The organism is Wolbachia endosymbiont (group A) of Chalcis sispes (assembly GCF_964026765.1).
Taxonomy (GTDB): Bacteria; Pseudomonadota; Alphaproteobacteria; order Rickettsiales; family Anaplasmataceae; genus Wolbachia; species Wolbachia pipientis.
This window is the reverse complement of sequence record NZ_OZ034697.1, coordinates 801,624-817,457: the sequence shown is the minus strand read 5'-3', so window position 1 is coordinate 817,457 and position 15,834 is coordinate 801,624. Positions and strand designations below refer to the sequence as shown.

The following is a 15,834-nucleotide window of genomic DNA, read 5'->3' as shown; positions in this document are numbered from 1 at the left end:
ACAGGTTCTAAGAAACAAGAGTTGCAAGAAAAGCAATTGCATTGGCAAGAAATAAAATTGCATCCTCTGCTGCTTCAAGTGAAGATGTTTCACCCATTATCATACCTACAATAACCAGTGCAGTTGTTATAGCCTCAATATAGATCAAACACTGACCTATATCAGAAATATTGTGCTCTTTTTCCTTTACTTCCTTTCCATTTTCAATAATCTCCAACTCTCGTTCTTTTTGTGCTATCTTCCTATTATTGTAAATTAAATATAGCGTACAAATAAGAGATAAGACTGTAAAAGGTAATATAGTGTGGCTTAGCGCGCCACTTATCACGCCAAGTAATACCTGATCGCTATATGTTTTTTCCAGTTCAATCGCCATCAGCAATGTAAATGGGACCATTGTTGCCAATGATGCACATTTTCTATATAGCTCTCTTTTTTTTAGTGCTAATAGTTCTTGTTCTAGCCTTTCTCTTTTGACTTCTTTATCAACTGTTGGCCAAAAATCCCAAAAAAACTCTTCTAATGGTTCAAAATCTCTTTTTTTCTTATTCTTTCCTGGAACCTTTTTAGTAGAAGAAAATTTGCCACTAGGTATTTTCATAATATTAACCTAATTAGTTGTAAGTTAATACAATTATACACCTTTTTGCTTTCTGAGTCAATATCACTAAGATATTAACTACTCTTGTCTATTAACTATTTCCTAGGAGATTTAACCAATCTGTTTGATGCCGGCTAGGATATAATTATAGCCTGACCACACAGTTACAATAGCTGCAACCCATAAACAAATCGCACCTGTATATTGAATCATATAATAATCGTTCATTATTAGCGCTACTACAGCAACCATCTGCAAAAATGTTTTAATTTTTCCAGCTTTGCTTACAGGTAGACTAACATTTGTAGCTATCAAAAACTCCCGCAAACCCGAGACTAATATCTCCCTACAGATGATGATAATCGATGGTACTATTGTAAAATCATTTATCTTCTGCTTATAAACTAGCATAATTATCGTTGAAACCACTATTAATTTATCAGCAATTGGATCAAATAGCTTGCCAAATTTTGATTGGACTTTCCACGCACGCGCCAAGTAACCATCAAAAAAATCCGTAATGCACGCAAACACAAAGATTGATATTGTTATCAGGCCTGCATATTTATTTTCTATATAAAAACTTAATATTATTGCTGGTACTGCAAGCGCACGAGAAATTGTAAGCAAATTAGGCACGTTTTTCTTAAGCATGTAATACCATTCTACGTAGTAGGTAAACTTATACAGAAGTACACCAGAGTTCACAAGCTAATAGTTTACAATTGAACATTTATAAAAACTCCATATACTTAAAAAATACAAGCTTAAAATATAAGGATGTAATGATGAACGATGATTTAGATAGTACCACAAAACAAGAGGCACTTAATTATCACAGTAGAGGTGGTAAACCTGGTAAAATTTCAATCATGCCAACAAAACCTTTATCTACCCAGTATGATTTGTCACTTGCTTATTCCCCTGGCGTTGCAGCTCCGTGCCTTGAAATAGCTAAAAATCCTGAGGTTGTTTATGATTATACGGCAAAAAGCAACTGTGTTGCTGTCATTTCAAATGGCACTGCAGTGCTTGGACTTGGTAATATCGGTCCTCTTGCTGCAAAACCTGTCATGGAAGGCAAAGCTGTTTTATTTAAGCGTTTTGCTGATATTGATGCAGTTGATATAGAAGTTGGTACAGAAAATATAGAAGATTTTATCAATGCAGTAAGGTACCTTGGGCCAAGTTGGGGGGGGATAAATTTAGAGGATATAAGATCTCCCGATTGTTTTATAATAGAGAAACGTCTGAATGAACTGATGGATATTCCAGTGTTCCATGATGACCAGCATGGAACTGCAGTGGTTGTTGCAGCTGGTATAGAAAATGCTCTTGATATTGTCGGAAAGAAATTAGAGGACGTTAAGATCATTATGAATGGTGCTGGAGCAGCCGGTATTGCATGTTTAGAAATACTAAAGTCCATGGGCGCTAAAAATATAGTGCTGTGTGATAAGCAAGGAGTAATATACAAAGGTAGAAACGAGGACATGAATGAGTGGAAGGAAAAATATGCAATTGATACTTCCGAACGTTCTCTACTTGATACAATAAAAGGCGCTGATGTATTCATCGGACTATCTGCAAAAGATGTGTTAAATGAAGAGATGTTAAAGAGTATGGGCAAAGACCCGATTATTTTTGCTCTTGCCAATCCCGATCCAGAAGTAAGGCCTGAGTTTGCAAAATCTGTGAGGCCAGATGCAATAATTGCAACTGGTAGGTCAGATTACAACAACCAAGTCAACAACGTAATGGGTTTTCCTTATATATTTAGAGGGGCACTTGATGTACATGCAACAACAATAAATGATGAAATGAAAATTGCAGCTGCAGATGCAATAGCAAAGCTTGCCCGTGAGCCAGTACCAGGTGAGATATCTGCAGTCTATGGCGGTCGTAAAATGGGCTATGGACGTGAATATATAATACCTACTCCATTTGACCCAAGATTAATTTCTATAGTAGCTCCTGCTGTTGCAAAAGCCGCAGTTGATTCAGGTGTTGCAAGAAAGGCAATACAAGATTGGAGTAAATATGAAAATCAATTAAAATCTCGTCTTTCTAATGTTCTCAGCACGCTGAATTTACTATCTTCACATATGTAATTTATTGGATAAAGTTAAAAGTGATAAACCAACCCAAACTCTAAGCCATATATACCAAACCTATTGGTAATGGTTGCAGTTGTTGATTCAACACGTGCAGTTTCATCAACCTTACTTCCTCCACCGGCAGGAATATATCCTTCACCAGCTAGTATCTTTATTCCTGGTACAATATCTTTAAATTGGTTATCAAGGATACCAAAATAGCGTAAACCAGCAAATGCTTGAGTTTGTGCTGTAAGTTGGTGATTGATACCAAGTTTTGCTTGGTAAGCCAAGGCATATCTGATTTTTCCTAGAAATTTAACCCTAGTTACACCTGCACCAATACCAACATATGGGATGAATGGCATTTTTGCTATATTAAAATCACGATATACATTGACCATTCCAGCTAAGTTATTAAAACCTTCATTTTTCATCTTAAATGCAGCTCTGAACTCTGCTTCAACACTACAATTTTCTTGAATGTGAATATCAACCTTTCCACTTCTCCAAGGTGAATTGCATTCCGCTCCAGTAGACGCATCATTGTGACAACGAAGTTCAATATATCTTGCTTTTTTCTTATCTGAATAATCTTCATCATATAAGTTAGTCTGAGAACCTGTTTAAAATCTTCGTAATAGGAGAGAAATGAAGGAAAGGACAATCATTTGCAAGCTGGTATTGAGTTTACGTTCGCAATTTTTCCATAGCCGTCTACACTTTTCTAACCAAGCAAAAGAACGCTCAACAACCCATCTCTTTGGCAATACAACAAAAGAATGTAATTCACTGCGCTTTATTACCTCAACAGTTGCACCAATAATATCTTTTATTTGGGTTGCAAAAATTTTTCCTGTGTAGCCTGCATCAACCAATATATTTTTGACTTCAGAAAGGGTATCTTTAGCATTTTCAACCATTCTTACAGCGCTACTACGATCAGTTACTTCTGCTGTTGTTACATAAATTGCATGTGGTAGACCTTGAGTATCAACTGCAATATGACGCTTTATGCCTGAAATCTTTTTACCTGCATCATAGCCCTTTTTTTCAGCAGTATCTGTGTTTTTAACACTTTGAGCATCAATTATACAGAAGCTAGTTTTCTCTTTCCGACCATTGTTGATACGGATCTCTCCAACCAATTTTTTTTAAAACTAATTCCAACAAACTTGGTTCTTCTCCATTCTTTTTATTCCACATTTGAAAATAGTAATATACGCTTTCCCACCTTGGAAAATCTTTTGGCAACATTCTCCACTGGCAACCACTTTTTAGGACGTATAACACTGTACGAAATACATCATACAAATCAAGTTTTCTTGGTCTCGTTTTCTTCCTGCTACTCTCTAGTATTGGTCTGATTTTTTCAAATTGCTCTCGACTTATATCACTTGGATAATTTTTACGCATAGATATACCTCATTCTTAATCTACCACTATTTTACCTCATCTCTCCGAGATTTTAAACAGGTTCTGAGAATATAAGCCTTCAAACTCAACTCTCATATTTTTGAATAAATACCCTATTGCAGCACTACCGGCAAACCCTGGAACATATTTAGGACTGTATCCAGCTTCAATTCGCTCCTTCTTATTAAAACTTTATATTGTCACCTGCATCTTCTTTTCCTTCTAGAGAACCTATTGCATTGAAGAATGCTCCAAAATAGTTAGCTTTGATGTAAACATTCTCTAAGTTATTTATTTTATCATCGTAAGATAAGCACCTAAATGAAAAAGTTAGCAAAACCAAAGATATGTGAATTTAAATCTTTCGCCCACCACAAAGCCTCCCTGCATAACTTGTCATTCCATTATTATAGTATGCTTCTATTTTTTATGATAGCAACTTTTTATTGCGCTCAATCGTTTTAGATTTATAATGAAAGTATTGTAATTTAAAGCAAATCAATGACTATTGCAATTCACGAATTAGAGAGGATCATCAAACAATCGTTCCCCGACGCTGATATAAAGATTCATGATCTTGCTGGAGATGATGACCATTATCATTTAAAAATAAACTCCAAGTGTTTTCTTGGAAAGACAAAAATAGAACAGCATAAAATGGTATATAAAGCTCTGGAAGGTCAGTCTATACACGCCTTGCAACTGGAAACTAATACTTAAAAATAAGGTGAATTTATGAGCAATTTTGAACAAATAAAAAAAGATATAACAGAAAATGATGTGGTATTGTATATGAAAGGCACTTCTGATTTTCCTCAATGCGGATTCTCTGGACTCGTCGTGTCAATCCTAAAAAAATTGAACGTGAAGTTTAAGTATATTAACGTGTTGGAGAATGATGAAATACGTGAATCTATAAAAAAGTTTTCTGATTGGCCAACAATTCCACAATTATATATAAAGGAAGAGTTTATTGGTGGTTGCGACATCACTCGCGAGATGTACGAAAAAGGCGAACTGCAAAGTTTATTGAAGGAAAAAAAAATTATTGCGGAATAAGTACCAAGAAACCAGTGCCCAGACGCTGGATAACGTAGTATAGCTATGAAAAAGGATCTTATGTCTTAAACCGTATCCGTTCAGCGGAGTGGTAGAATAAGGTAGACAAAGTGATCTAAAAAGATAATCATAGAGCAAAAGTGAGGTAATGTGGTAAACCTTTGAGAACTCTGCAAAAATTTACAGCAAAAAATAGAAAAGTTGGAAGGGAGGATAGAAGAGTTAGAGGCAGAAAATAAGGCCTTGAGGATTGAGAACGCTGAGTTGAAAGAGAGGCTTGGTTTAAACTCGAAAAATTCATCTCTACCGAGCTCTAAAGAATTGTACAAAACAAAAAAGGACAAGCCAAAAAGCGAAAGGAATGTTGGCGATCAGGTTGGGCATAAAGGAAATTTTCATGCCACAATGGAAGCGGATAAAGTAGTAAAAATAGAGTTGCCTAATATTTGCGAATGCGGAGGAGAGCTTGTAATATGCGAAAAACCTTATGTTCACCAAAAAGTTGATCTTCCGGAAATTAGGCCTTATGTAGTAATTGGAACATGGTCGTTGTTGGAGATGCAGAAAAAGAAAAAGTAGCAAGTTACCAGAAGGTGTTACGCCAGATACATTTGGTCCAAGGGTTAAGTCTATAATTGCAGCACTCAGCGGATTTTACAAAAACTCAAAGCGTGAAGTGGCTAGTATCATAAATGACATTTTTAATTTGAACATAAGTGTTGGCAGCATATCAAATCTTACTATTACCCACAAATATAAATGTACTTATAAATAAAGTATTACAATATTAAAGTTTGCAAATATTGAGGGTATAAAAATGGCAAACGAGAGTAATGAATGGGCTAAAAATGAATTTGGAGATGCTGTACTTGGAGATAAAAGATTAACTGACCGATTAGTAAAGATTGCTGATAGTTTGATAAGTTTACCTGAAAGCTCAATTAATGAGGCATGCGGAAGTTGGTCAGAAGCAAAAGCAGCATAACGTTTTTTTCAAAATGAGAACGTAAAAGAAGTCGATATTCTAGCTTCACACATTGATAAAACAGTTGAAAGAACAAAAGCTCATAAAAGAATTCTTGTGATTCAAGATACAACTTATATTTCATACTCAAGCCATAAGCGGATTGGGAACTATTGCTGGAAAAGGAGCAGTAATGCATACAGCCCTTGCTGTTAGTACGGAAGCTGGGAATACTGGATCAAAAGATTTACTCGAGGCAACTCATTTCTGAAGAAGAAAAAAGACTAAAGAGCCATCGTAACAACGTTCATATTGAGGATAAAGAAAGTATGAAATGGCTAGAAAGTTTAAAGAAAACAAATAATATTATAGATCTGGCCCAAACCGAAGCTATAACTGTATGTGACAGAGAAGCAGATATGCATGATTTTTTTGAACTTGCACATAATCTTAACTCAGCAATTTTAGTAAGAGCTCGCCACAACAGAAATGTAAATAAAAAATTCATGCATACCAGGAACAAGCAAAAATTATGGTCATTTATCCAAGGCCTCCCTTGCGCTGGAAAAGTAGAAGTTGAAATCCCTGCTAGAGATAACAAGCAAAAAAGGACAGCGTTTTTAGAAATTAGATTCGGAAAATTTATCACATGAAGGCCATATAAAATGTAAAGAAGGTCACATAAAATATAAACCGACAGAGTCTACAACTTCACGCAATTCATGTTGTTGAAAAAAACTCTCCTCCCGAAGCAAGTCCTCTAGAGTGGATGCTTTTTTCCGGTCAGTACTTTTGAAGAAGCTGTTGAAAAAGTTAGTTGGTATTGTTTGAGATGGAAAATAGAGATATTGCATAAGATTTTAAAATCTGGTCTCAAAGTTGAGGAATGTAGACTTGGAACAGCAGAAAGATTAATGAGGTATTTAACAGTCATGAGCATTATTGCTTGGAGAATTTTCTTTATTACATCAATTGCAAGAACTAACCCAACATTACCATGTACTGCCTTATTAGCTGAGGAAGAATGGAAAGTTTTATATGTTAAAATACACAGGAAACCATGTCCAAATATAGCCCCTACTATAAAAGAAGCCGTTTCGTGAACTTGGAGGTCATTTAGCAAGAAAAAGCGACCCAAAACCAGGACCAATTACTCTTTGGAAAGGGTGGAGACGTCTCTTTGATCTAGCAGAAGGATGGCGACTTGCTCACGAACCTCATATTTGTGGGTAATAGTAAGATTTGATATGCTGCCAACACTTATGTTCAAATTAAAAATGTCATTTATGATACTAGCCACTTCACGCTTTGAGTTTTTGTAAAATCCGCTGAGTGCTGCAATTATAGACTTAACCCTTGGACCAAATGTATCTGGCGTAACACCTTCTGGTAACTTGCTACTTTTTCTTTTTCTGCATCTCCAACAACGACCATGTTCCAATTACTACATAAGGCCTAATTTCCGGAAGATCAACTTTTTGGTGAACATAAGGTTTTTCGCATATTACAAGCTCTCCTCCGCATTCGCAAATATTAGGCAACTCTATTTTTACTACTTTATCCGCTTCCATTGTGGCATGAAAATTTCCTTTATGCCCAACCTGATCGCCAACATTCCTTTCGCTTTTTGGCTTGTCCTTTTTTATTTTGTATAGCTCTTTTGAGCTGGGCAGGGATGAGTTTTTTGAATTTAAACCGAGCCTTTCCTTTAATTCAGCGTTCTCTATCTTTAAAGCTTTATTTTCTGCTTTTAAGTTTTCTATCTCTGCTTTCAGTTTTTCTATTTTTTGCTGTAAATTTTTGCAGAGTTCTCAAAGGTTTACCACATTACCTCACTTTTGCTCTATGATTATCTTTATTATCTTGCTTTGTCTATCTTATTCTACCACTCCGCTGAACGGATACAAAAAATTGGTAAAGAGGAAGGGAAAATTGAAGTTACAAAAACAATGCTAGCTAATAATGTTGATGTTAACACTATTAGACTTCTTTCAAAATTGTTAGAGGGAGTGTAAGATGAAGTATTTGAAAGCATGAAATATAAGAACCTGTTTAAAATCTCGGAGAGATGAGGTAAAATAGTGGTAGATTAAGAATGAGGTATATCTATGCGTAAAAATTATCCAAGTGATATAAGTCGAGAGCAATTTGAAAAAATCAGACCAATACTAGAGAGTAGCAGGAAGAAAACGAGACCAAGAAAACTTGATTTGTATGATGTATTTCGTACAGTGTTATACGTCCTAAAAAGTGGTTGCCAGTGGAGAATGTTGCCAAAAGATTTTCCAAGGTGGGAAAGCGTATATTACTATTTTCAAATGTGGAATAAAAAGAATGGAGAAGAACCAAGTTTGTTGGAATTAGTTTTAAAAAAAATTGGTTGGAGAGATCCGTATCAACAATGGTCGGAAAGAGAAAACTAGCTTCTGTATAATTGATGCTCAAAGTGTTAAAAACACAGATACTGCTGAAAAAAAGGGCTATGATGCAGGTAAAAAGATTTCAGGCATAAAGCGTCATATTGCAGTTGATACTCAAGGTCTACCACATGCAATTTATGTAACAACAGCAGAAGTAACTGATCGTAGTAGCGCTGTAAGAATGGTTGAAAATGCTAAAGATACCCTTTCTGAAGTCAAAAATATATTGGTTGATGCAGGCTACACAGGAAAAATTTTTGCAACCCAAATAAAAGATATTATTGGTGCAACTGTTGAGGTAATAAAGCGCAGTGAATTACATTCTTTTGTTGTATTGCCAAAGAGATGGGTTGTTGAGCGTTCTTTTGCTTGGTTAGAAAAGTGTAGACGGCTATGGAAAAATTGCGAACGTAAACTCAATACCAGCTTGCAAATGATTGTCCTTTCCTTCATTTCTCTCCTATTACGAAGATTTTAAACAGGTTCTAAGGAAATAGAAAAGTTAGAAGGAGAAAAGTTTCGACGTTTAACAGGGGTAAAAAAAGCAACATTTAAGCAAATGGTAGAAATTCTAGAAGTGGAGGATAAAAGAAAAAAAGCTAGAAGTGGAAGAAAAAGTAAACTTTGCATAGAAGACAGGCTACTTATGGCACTGGAATATATAAGAGAATATCGTACATATTTTCATATTGGGCAAAGCTATGGCATGAGTGAAAGTAACAGTTTTAAAATAATAAGATGGGTAGAAGACATATTAATAAAACATCCAGATTTTGCATTACCAGGAAAAAAAGAGCTATTAAAGAGTGATGTAGAATATGAAGTTTTAGTAATAGATGGAACTGAAACGCCAGTAGAGAGACCAAAAAAAAGCAAAAGCCTTTCTACTCTGGAAAGAAAAAAAGGCATACTATAAAAACACAAATAGTAACAGAGAGGAAGAGTAAAAAAGTCATATGCACATCTTTCTCGAATGGTAGAAAACACGATTTTCGGATGTTTAGAGAATCAAAGGTAGCAGTATTGCTGCAAACTAAAATCTTAGCTGATGCTGGCTACAGGGGAATGCAGAAGATACACAAAAATGTTGTATTACCGCACAGGAAAACGAAAAAGAATCCGTTAAGCAAAGAACAAAAAAAAGAGAACAGGGCACTTATGAGCCAAAGGGCAATTGTTGAAAACGTAATTGGCTTATTGAAAAGGTTTAAAATCATCTCGGACAGGTATAGAAACCGACGAAAACGTTTTGGTTTAAGGTTTAATTTGATTGCTGCAATTCACAATTTTGAGCTCCCTACATGAATTTTGAAAGAAGTCTATTGTCAAGTTTACTGGCCTTTCTATTAGTGAGATTGAAGAATTAAGTGTGAGCGGTTACAAATAATTTACCATTTCTTCTGGTTTCACTATCCTTTCAAACTCTTCCTCAGTGAGCAGTTGAAGTTTTGCTGCTGCTTTTTTTAGAGTGATATTTTCTTTATAAGCAAGCTTCGCTATTTTTGCTGCATTGTCGTACCCTATATGCGTATTTAATATAGTGACCAACATCAACGACTGATTCAGTAAATCTTTTATCCTCTCTTCATTTGCTTTAATACCAATGACACATTTTTCTGTAAAATTTAAACTTGCATCAGCTAAAAGTCTTATAGACTGCAAAACATTGTAAATTATCACTGGCTTAAACACATTCAATTCAAAATGACCGTTTGAACCACTAATGGTTACAGCAACATGATTTCCCATAACTTGAGTGCATACCATAGTCACCGCTTCACACTGAGTTGGATTCACTTTACCTGGCATAATTGAAGAACCAGGCTCATTTTCCGGTAACATTATTTCCCCAATTCCGCATCTTGGACCAGAACCAAGCAACCTTATATCATTTGCAATTTTCATTAAACTGACTGCTACTGTATTGAGTGTTCCACTGAGCTCAACTAAAGCATCATTTGCTGCTAGCGCTTCAAATTTATTGCCTGCTGAAGTAAATGGAAGATTAGTGATTTTTGCAACTTCTCTAGCAAAATCTTCAGCAAAACCCTTTTTAGTATTGAGTCCCGTGCCAACTGCAGTGCCACCTTGTGCAAGCTCACATATATCACTTAAAGTTGATTTTACTCTCTCTATCCCCTTTTTAATCTGGACTGCATAGCCAGAGAACTCCTGTCCTAGTGTTAGGGGCGTTGCATCTTGTAAGTGAGTACGTCCTACTTTTATTATATCTTTAAATTCCTGAACCTTATTATCCAGCACCTTATGCAATTTTTCAAGATTTGGAATAAGCAAGCAGTTTATTTGCTCTGCTGCTGCTATATGCATTGCTGTTGGAAAGGTGTCATTTGACGACTGACCATAATTCACATGATCATTTGGATGTATCGGAGATTTACTACCCAAATTACCACCTAAAATCTCTATTGCACGATTGCTGATCACTTCATTCATATTCATATTAGTCTGCGTTCCGGATCCGGTTTGCCAAACAACAAGCGGAAATTCATTATTAAATTTGCCATCTATTACTTCCTTTGCGGCTGCGCAGATTGCGTCCCCTACCTTATTATCTATGCTACCCTGCTTCATGTTAACATGTGCTGCTGCAAGTTTTACTATTGCTAATGCTTTAATCAGAGGCTCTGGCATTTTTTCTGTGCCAATCTTAAAATTTTCTAAAGAACGCTGAGTCTGCGCTCCCCAGTAATGTTCACTTGGTACTTTTACTTCCCCTAAGCTATCTGATTCTATTCTTACCATACTTTTTCCTTTGCATTAGAATGCTGTTATTCTACTACTTACTACATTTCTTGGTTAATTAAATCATATTGGATTTCAGTGTCAAGTGTACGAACATTGCAATTTTCAGGTAACTTGCATGGTAAATGTACAACTGTACGAACATTGTCTAGCAGGAGGGTGTCATCCCAGCGCCCCTATGATGTCATCCCAGTGCTTGACACTGGGATGGCTTTGTTGCATCGCTACTTATGAAAGGCTAACTATAGTTAGGATTATAAGCAACCTATTGAAAATCTTGTTTTTTTGCAATCAATCTGATCAAATTTAAGAATAGTAATTTGTTATTTATATTAATAAATTTAATTCTATTGAAAATAGCTAAAGCATTGAAATTCTTGAATTTTAGCCGGATTGGTAAATGGTAGTGAAATTTCTTTTACTCAAATTTAGGTATTCATTGACCGTTCTTGTTATAAATACCAGAATAATAAGCTACTGATATTCCCTATCTTTTTTATCTTTAATCCATCATAGCTAGCGATGCAACAAAGCCCACTGGGATCCAGAAATTTTATTAAGTTGGTAAGCATAAAAGTAGCCGTTTTATGTTAAAATACAACATTTTGATGATTATGAAAAGGCTGGATCCCAGTGTCTGGGCACTGGGATGACACCATCTGCCACGCAAATTGCCTGCAAATTGCAATGTTCGTACAGTTGTGTGGTAGATGCAAGTAGCTGACACTGGGATTTGTTGTGTTCAACAAAAACAAATGTTCGTACAAATATATTCTAGTTATATGATAAAATAAATGAAATTCACATCTTAAAAGGATCATATACATCTATTTTCTTAGGATTACTCTTTTTCAATTTTTCACTTAATAATCTCAAAATGGGCTGTAAATCATCATTAATTGATAAGCACAGCACTTCTTTATTAAGATAATTAGCTAGGTGATTCTTCTTTTCCAGAATTTCTGCTTCCCTCAATAAGTCGCATTTGTTTAATACTACAATCTCTTCTTTTTCAACAAGATCACTATTGTAAAGTTCCAATTCATTATGGATACAATTATAAGCCGAAATAACATCATCATGAGTTACATCGATTAAATGAAGTAAAATTTTACACCTTTCTATGTGCTTTAAAAATTTATGTCCGAGCCCAACTCCAAGGTGAGCATCAGTAATTATTCCAGGAATATCTGCTATTACAACTTCGCTATCATCCACTTTTACCATGCCTAAATGAGGTCTTACGGTGGTAAATGGATAATCGCCTACTTTTGTATCGGAATTTGAGCAGCGAGTCAAAAATTTTGATTTACCTGCGTTTGGCATGCCAATAATTCCAACATCTGATAAAACTTTTAGTTTTAATAATACATGTTTTTCTTCGCCAGGCTGACCGTAAGTAAAATGTCTTGGTGCCTTATTAGTAGAAGATTTAAAATTAGTATTTCCAAGTCCACCTTTTCCACCCTGTGCTACTTGAAATTCCATACCAGGCTTGTCAAGGTCTACTATTATCTCTTCACTTTCTTCATCAATTATTTGTGCACCGACTGGAACTTTAAGTATAACGTCTTTCCCTGCTGTGCCAGATCTATCCCTGCCTGCACCATTTTTTCCACTATCTGCTTTAATGTGTCTTCTATAACGAAAATGAAGCAAAGTGTTGAGATTAGCGTCGCTGATGAAAACTATGTTTCCACCCTTTCCTCCATTACCACCATTTGGACCACCAAATTCAACGAACTTTTCTCGACGAAAACTTGCACAGCCATCACCACCGTCACCGGCTTTTAAACACAATTTTACTTCGTCTATAAAACCCATGCTAACCCACGATAATATTTAGCATCCTTTCCTAACGTGCTTTCTATTCTCATTAGCTCATTATACTTCGCGAGTCTATCAGAACGCGATAGCGACCCGGTTTTTATTTGCCCGCAATTTGACGCAACTGCTATATGAGATATTGTTGTGTCTTCTGTTTCACCTGAGCGATGAGAAACAACAGCTTTATAGCCATTTGATTTTGCCATTTCAATAGCAGCAAAAGTTTCTGTTAACGTCCCTATTTGATTTGGCTTGATCAGTACAGCATTTGCCATTTTTTCCTCTATTCCTTTGCATATCAGTTCACAATTTGTAACAAACAAATCATCCCCAACCAATTGAATTTTACTCCCCAATTTTGCAGTAAGTAATTTCCAACCTTCGTAATCCTCCTCACTCATTGCATCTTCTATAGAAATTATTGGATATCTTTCCACAAGGTTACAATAGTATTCAGCCAATTCTTCCGAAGTAAGTTCTTTGTTTTCAAATTTGTAAATTCCATCTTCATAAAAAGTAGATGAAGCAACATCAAGGCCTAGTGCAAAATCACTTTGCGCTGAATAACCTGCTGATTCTATAGCGTATATGATCAAATCAAGTGCTTCTTCAGTACTTTCAATATTTGGTGCAAAACCACCTTCATCTCCTACGTTTGTGCTATAACCTTTTTTCTTAAGAATGCTACGTAAGTTGTGGAACACCTCCGCAGACATTCTGATTGCTTCACTGAAAGTCTCGGCACCGACCGGAAGAATCATGAATTCTTGAAAATCGAGCTTATTGTCTGCATGTACTCCACCATTAATTATGTTAATGAGTGGAACCGGCATAACACTCGTCTGCTTTCCTCCCAAATATCTATATAGCGGCATTTTGAAACTGTTTGCTGCTGCTTTTGCAACTGCAAGAGACACACCCAAAGTTGCATTTGCTCCAAGTTTTGATTTGTTTTTTGTTCCATCCAGTTCAATTAATGCTTTATCAATTGCATTTTGGTCCGCTGCATTCATTCCAATGATTTCATCTGCTATTATCCCATTTACAGCTTGAACAGCTTTCAGCACTCCCTTACCACAATACCTTTTCTCATCTTGGTCCCTGAGTTCCAAGGCTTCTAATTTACCGGTTGAAGCTCCAGAAGGTACAGATGCCCTGCCTATTGCACCATCACAGAGCTCAATTTCTACCTCAATAGTGGGGTAACCCCTGCTATCTAAAATTTCTCTTGCAAATACGTTATTGATTATCTTATTCATTACATTAAACCTTAACTTCCGCAATAAGTGCTGCAGTTTCCTTTGCCAATTTAGCTATATTACTACCAGCACCAATAAATAATACTATATCACTTGGACTTGTCGAATCACTAATAAAATGTGAAATGAGCAAAGCATCATTCATAATTTTTGTGTTATTAAATCCATTACTGATTAAAGCTTTTTGTATATCATCAATCCCACAACCAGGAATAGGCTTGTCTTCTGGGGGATGAACAGGAGTGAGGATGACATAATCAAACATCATGAAAATTCGTATGAATTCATCAAAAAAATTACGAATGCGGGCAAAACGAAGTGGTTCGATAATTCCTATTATCTTTCCTTTGGTAATCGAACGTGCTGCTGTTAAAGTTGCTTGTATTTCGTTTGGATGATGAGCATAATCCTCAATTAGCTTAACACCCTTAATATCGGCAATTAAAGAAAATCTTCTTGCTACTCCTTGAAATTCCAAAAGGCCTTTTTTAATGTCTGCATCGCTAATTCCGAGCTTTATCGCAACTGATATTGCAGCTAGTGCGTTACTGACTTTATGCATTCCTATTGTGTTTGATAGTACTACGTTTTTTATTCTGTGGTTATTGTCAATCAACACATCAAATTCCATGCTGTTATTATGTTGTTCGATGTTGCTGGCTCTTATGCTACCATTCTCAAACCCAAACGTTATAGAATTACTCGCATCATAATCGATGTCTACAGAATCAGGTAAAACTGCAGAACCTGCATTATTCACGAATTGGGAAAATGCATTTTTGATATTATCAAATGTGCCGTAATAATCTATGTGGTCATTGTTGATACTTGTTATAACAGCAATCTTTGCAGGGATTTTTAGCATAGTTCCATCAGACTCATCAGCCTCGATCAGAAAAGTGTCACTCCCTCCAAGTTTGAAGTTGCTCTTATAGGAATTTAATATCCCTCCTACAGTTACAGTTGCATCGATATTAGAATGATCAAAAATGGAAGCAATCATAGCGGTTGTCGTTGTCTTACCGCTCGAACCTGAAACCGCTATTACACACCTATCTTTCATAATTTCAGTAAGTATGTCTGATCTATGCAAAACGGTTTTATTGTTATTTTTTGCCGCAATTAACTCCACATTATCAGATTTTATTGCAGAAGAATGTACGACTATTTGAGCTTGGCTTATATTATTAGCATTGTGACCAATAAAAACCTCTATACCTAGCTTTTGTAACTTATTTATATTGTCGTTTGATTGTGCATCACTGCCTTGAACTTTGCAATTGGAATTGTGAAGAATTTCAGCAATGGCACTCATTCCGATTCCACCTATACCAATAATATGTATTATTCCTTTTTGAGTTTTGTTAATATTTAGCAGTAGATGTTTACTCATTACTAAATTTATTATAGTATAATTTAAAATCCTCAT

Annotated in this window: 15 protein-coding genes and 3 pseudogenes; 7 read left to right on the top strand and 11 right to left on the bottom strand. The window is 35.7% G+C overall.

The genetic code is table 11. The features are described 5' to 3' along the window. Window positions 1-7: 7 nt before the first annotated feature. A complete protein-coding gene (locus tag AAGD72_RS04135) occupies window positions 8-601 on the bottom strand; it encodes a hypothetical protein (RefSeq protein ID WP_410529943.1) in 594 nt (197 codons plus the stop codon). 111 nt (window positions 602-712) lie between these two features. Further along, the gene (gene pgsA / locus AAGD72_RS04130) at window positions 713-1,255 is read right to left on the bottom strand and encodes a CDP-diacylglycerol--glycerol-3-phosphate 3-phosphatidyltransferase (protein WP_155968529.1); all 543 of its coding nucleotides are present in this window, start codon (window positions 1,253-1,255) and stop codon (window positions 713-715) included. Window positions 1,256-1,389: 134 nt separating this feature from the next. On the opposite strand from pgsA, the gene AAGD72_RS04125 reads away from it, so the two are divergent. Further along, complete coding sequence (locus AAGD72_RS04125; RefSeq protein WP_155969552.1) at window positions 1,390-2,712, top strand: malic enzyme-like NAD(P)-binding protein; 1,323 nt, start codon at window positions 1,390-1,392, stop codon at window positions 2,710-2,712. A 14-nt stretch (window positions 2,713-2,726) separates the two neighbouring features. On the opposite strand, the gene AAGD72_RS04120 is transcribed toward AAGD72_RS04125, so the two are convergent. The 3 genes from AAGD72_RS04120 to AAGD72_RS04110 form a co-directional block, all read right to left on the bottom strand. Beyond that, window positions 2,727-3,134 carry a P44/Msp2 family outer membrane protein gene (locus AAGD72_RS04120; protein WP_341814632.1) on the bottom strand — a complete coding sequence of 136 codons (408 nt, stop codon included), beginning with the start codon at window positions 3,132-3,134 and terminating at the stop codon, window positions 2,727-2,729. 189 nt (window positions 3,135-3,323) lie between these two features. Continuing rightward, a protein-coding gene (locus AAGD72_RS04115; protein ID WP_341814578.1) for an IS5 family transposase occupies window positions 3,324-4,113 on the bottom strand; the annotation gives its coding sequence in 2 pieces (ribosomal slippage) (window positions 3,324-3,851 and window positions 3,853-4,113; 789 coding nt in all). 184 nt (window positions 4,114-4,297) lie between these two features. Then, on the bottom strand, window positions 4,298-4,450 hold the full coding sequence (locus tag AAGD72_RS04110) for a hypothetical protein (protein ID WP_341814631.1): 153 nt from the start codon (window positions 4,448-4,450) through the stop codon (window positions 4,298-4,300). Between the two features lie 164 nt (window positions 4,451-4,614). Here AAGD72_RS04110 and AAGD72_RS04105 point away from each other — a divergent pair, with 164 nt between their 5' ends. The 4 genes and pseudogenes from AAGD72_RS04105 to AAGD72_RS04090 all read left to right on the top strand — a co-directional run bounded on the left by AAGD72_RS04105 (window position 4,615) and on the right by AAGD72_RS04090 (window position 7,369). Next, on the top strand, window positions 4,615-4,833 hold the full coding sequence (locus AAGD72_RS04105; RefSeq protein ID WP_006280012.1) for a BolA/IbaG family iron-sulfur metabolism protein: 219 nt from the start codon (window positions 4,615-4,617) through the stop codon (window positions 4,831-4,833). 15 nt (window positions 4,834-4,848) lie between these two features. Beyond that, window positions 4,849-5,172, top strand: a complete 324-nt coding sequence (gene grxD / locus AAGD72_RS04100) for a Grx4 family monothiol glutaredoxin (protein WP_006280013.1) — start codon at window positions 4,849-4,851, stop codon at window positions 5,170-5,172. 192 nt (window positions 5,173-5,364) lie between these two features. Then, window positions 5,365-5,935, top strand: a pseudogene (locus tag AAGD72_RS04095) (DUF6444 domain-containing protein); the annotation flags it as partial. Window positions 5,936-5,989: 54 nt separating this feature from the next. After that, window positions 5,990-7,369, top strand: a pseudogene (locus tag AAGD72_RS04090) (IS4 family transposase). Between the two features lie 7 nt (window positions 7,370-7,376). Here AAGD72_RS04090 and AAGD72_RS04085 read toward each other — a convergent pair. Further along, window positions 7,377-7,920, bottom strand: a pseudogene (locus tag AAGD72_RS04085) (DUF6444 domain-containing protein); the annotation flags it as partial. A 324-nt stretch (window positions 7,921-8,244) separates the two neighbouring features. On the opposite strand from AAGD72_RS04085, the gene AAGD72_RS04080 reads away from it, so the two are divergent. After that, window positions 8,245-9,034 (top strand): IS5 family transposase gene (locus AAGD72_RS04080; protein WP_341814578.1). Its coding sequence is split into 2 segments (ribosomal slippage): window positions 8,245-8,505 and window positions 8,507-9,034, totalling 789 coding nucleotides; the frame shifts between segments, so codons are not numbered across the junction. 15 nt (window positions 9,035-9,049) lie between these two features. Continuing rightward, window positions 9,050-9,861, top strand: a protein-coding gene (locus tag AAGD72_RS04075; protein ID WP_341815128.1) for an IS5 family transposase whose coding sequence is annotated in 2 segments (ribosomal slippage) — window positions 9,050-9,422 and window positions 9,422-9,861 — 813 coding nt in all. Because the reading frame shifts where the segments join, the coding sequence is not laid out codon by codon here. Between the two features lie 72 nt (window positions 9,862-9,933). Here the strand turns inward: AAGD72_RS04075 and fumC are convergent. From fumC to murC, 5 genes are all read right to left on the bottom strand, one after another. Next, window positions 9,934-11,319: a class II fumarate hydratase gene (fumC, locus tag AAGD72_RS04070; protein WP_341814630.1), complete on the bottom strand. Its 1,386-nt coding sequence runs from the start codon at window positions 11,317-11,319 to the stop codon at window positions 9,934-9,936. Window positions 11,320-11,909: 590 nt separating this feature from the next. Further along, window positions 11,910-12,068 carry a hypothetical protein gene (locus AAGD72_RS04065; RefSeq protein WP_237357337.1) on the bottom strand — a complete coding sequence of 53 codons (159 nt, stop codon included), beginning with the start codon at window positions 12,066-12,068 and terminating at the stop codon, window positions 11,910-11,912. A 52-nt stretch (window positions 12,069-12,120) separates the two neighbouring features. Next, complete coding sequence (cgtA, locus tag AAGD72_RS04060) at window positions 12,121-13,143, bottom strand: Obg family GTPase CgtA (protein WP_265023319.1); 1,023 nt, start codon at window positions 13,141-13,143, stop codon at window positions 12,121-12,123. After that, the gene (gene eno / locus AAGD72_RS04055; RefSeq protein WP_264718708.1) at window positions 13,131-14,405 is read right to left on the bottom strand and encodes a phosphopyruvate hydratase; all 1,275 of its coding nucleotides are present in this window, start codon (window positions 14,403-14,405) and stop codon (window positions 13,131-13,133) included. The genes cgtA and eno overlap by 13 nt, the downstream gene beginning before the upstream one ends. Window positions 14,406-14,409: 4 nt before the next feature. Beyond that, window positions 14,410-15,834 (bottom strand): UDP-N-acetylmuramate--L-alanine ligase, encoded by a 1,425-nt coding sequence (gene murC, locus AAGD72_RS04050; RefSeq protein WP_341814629.1) that lies wholly within the window; start codon window positions 15,832-15,834, stop codon window positions 14,410-14,412.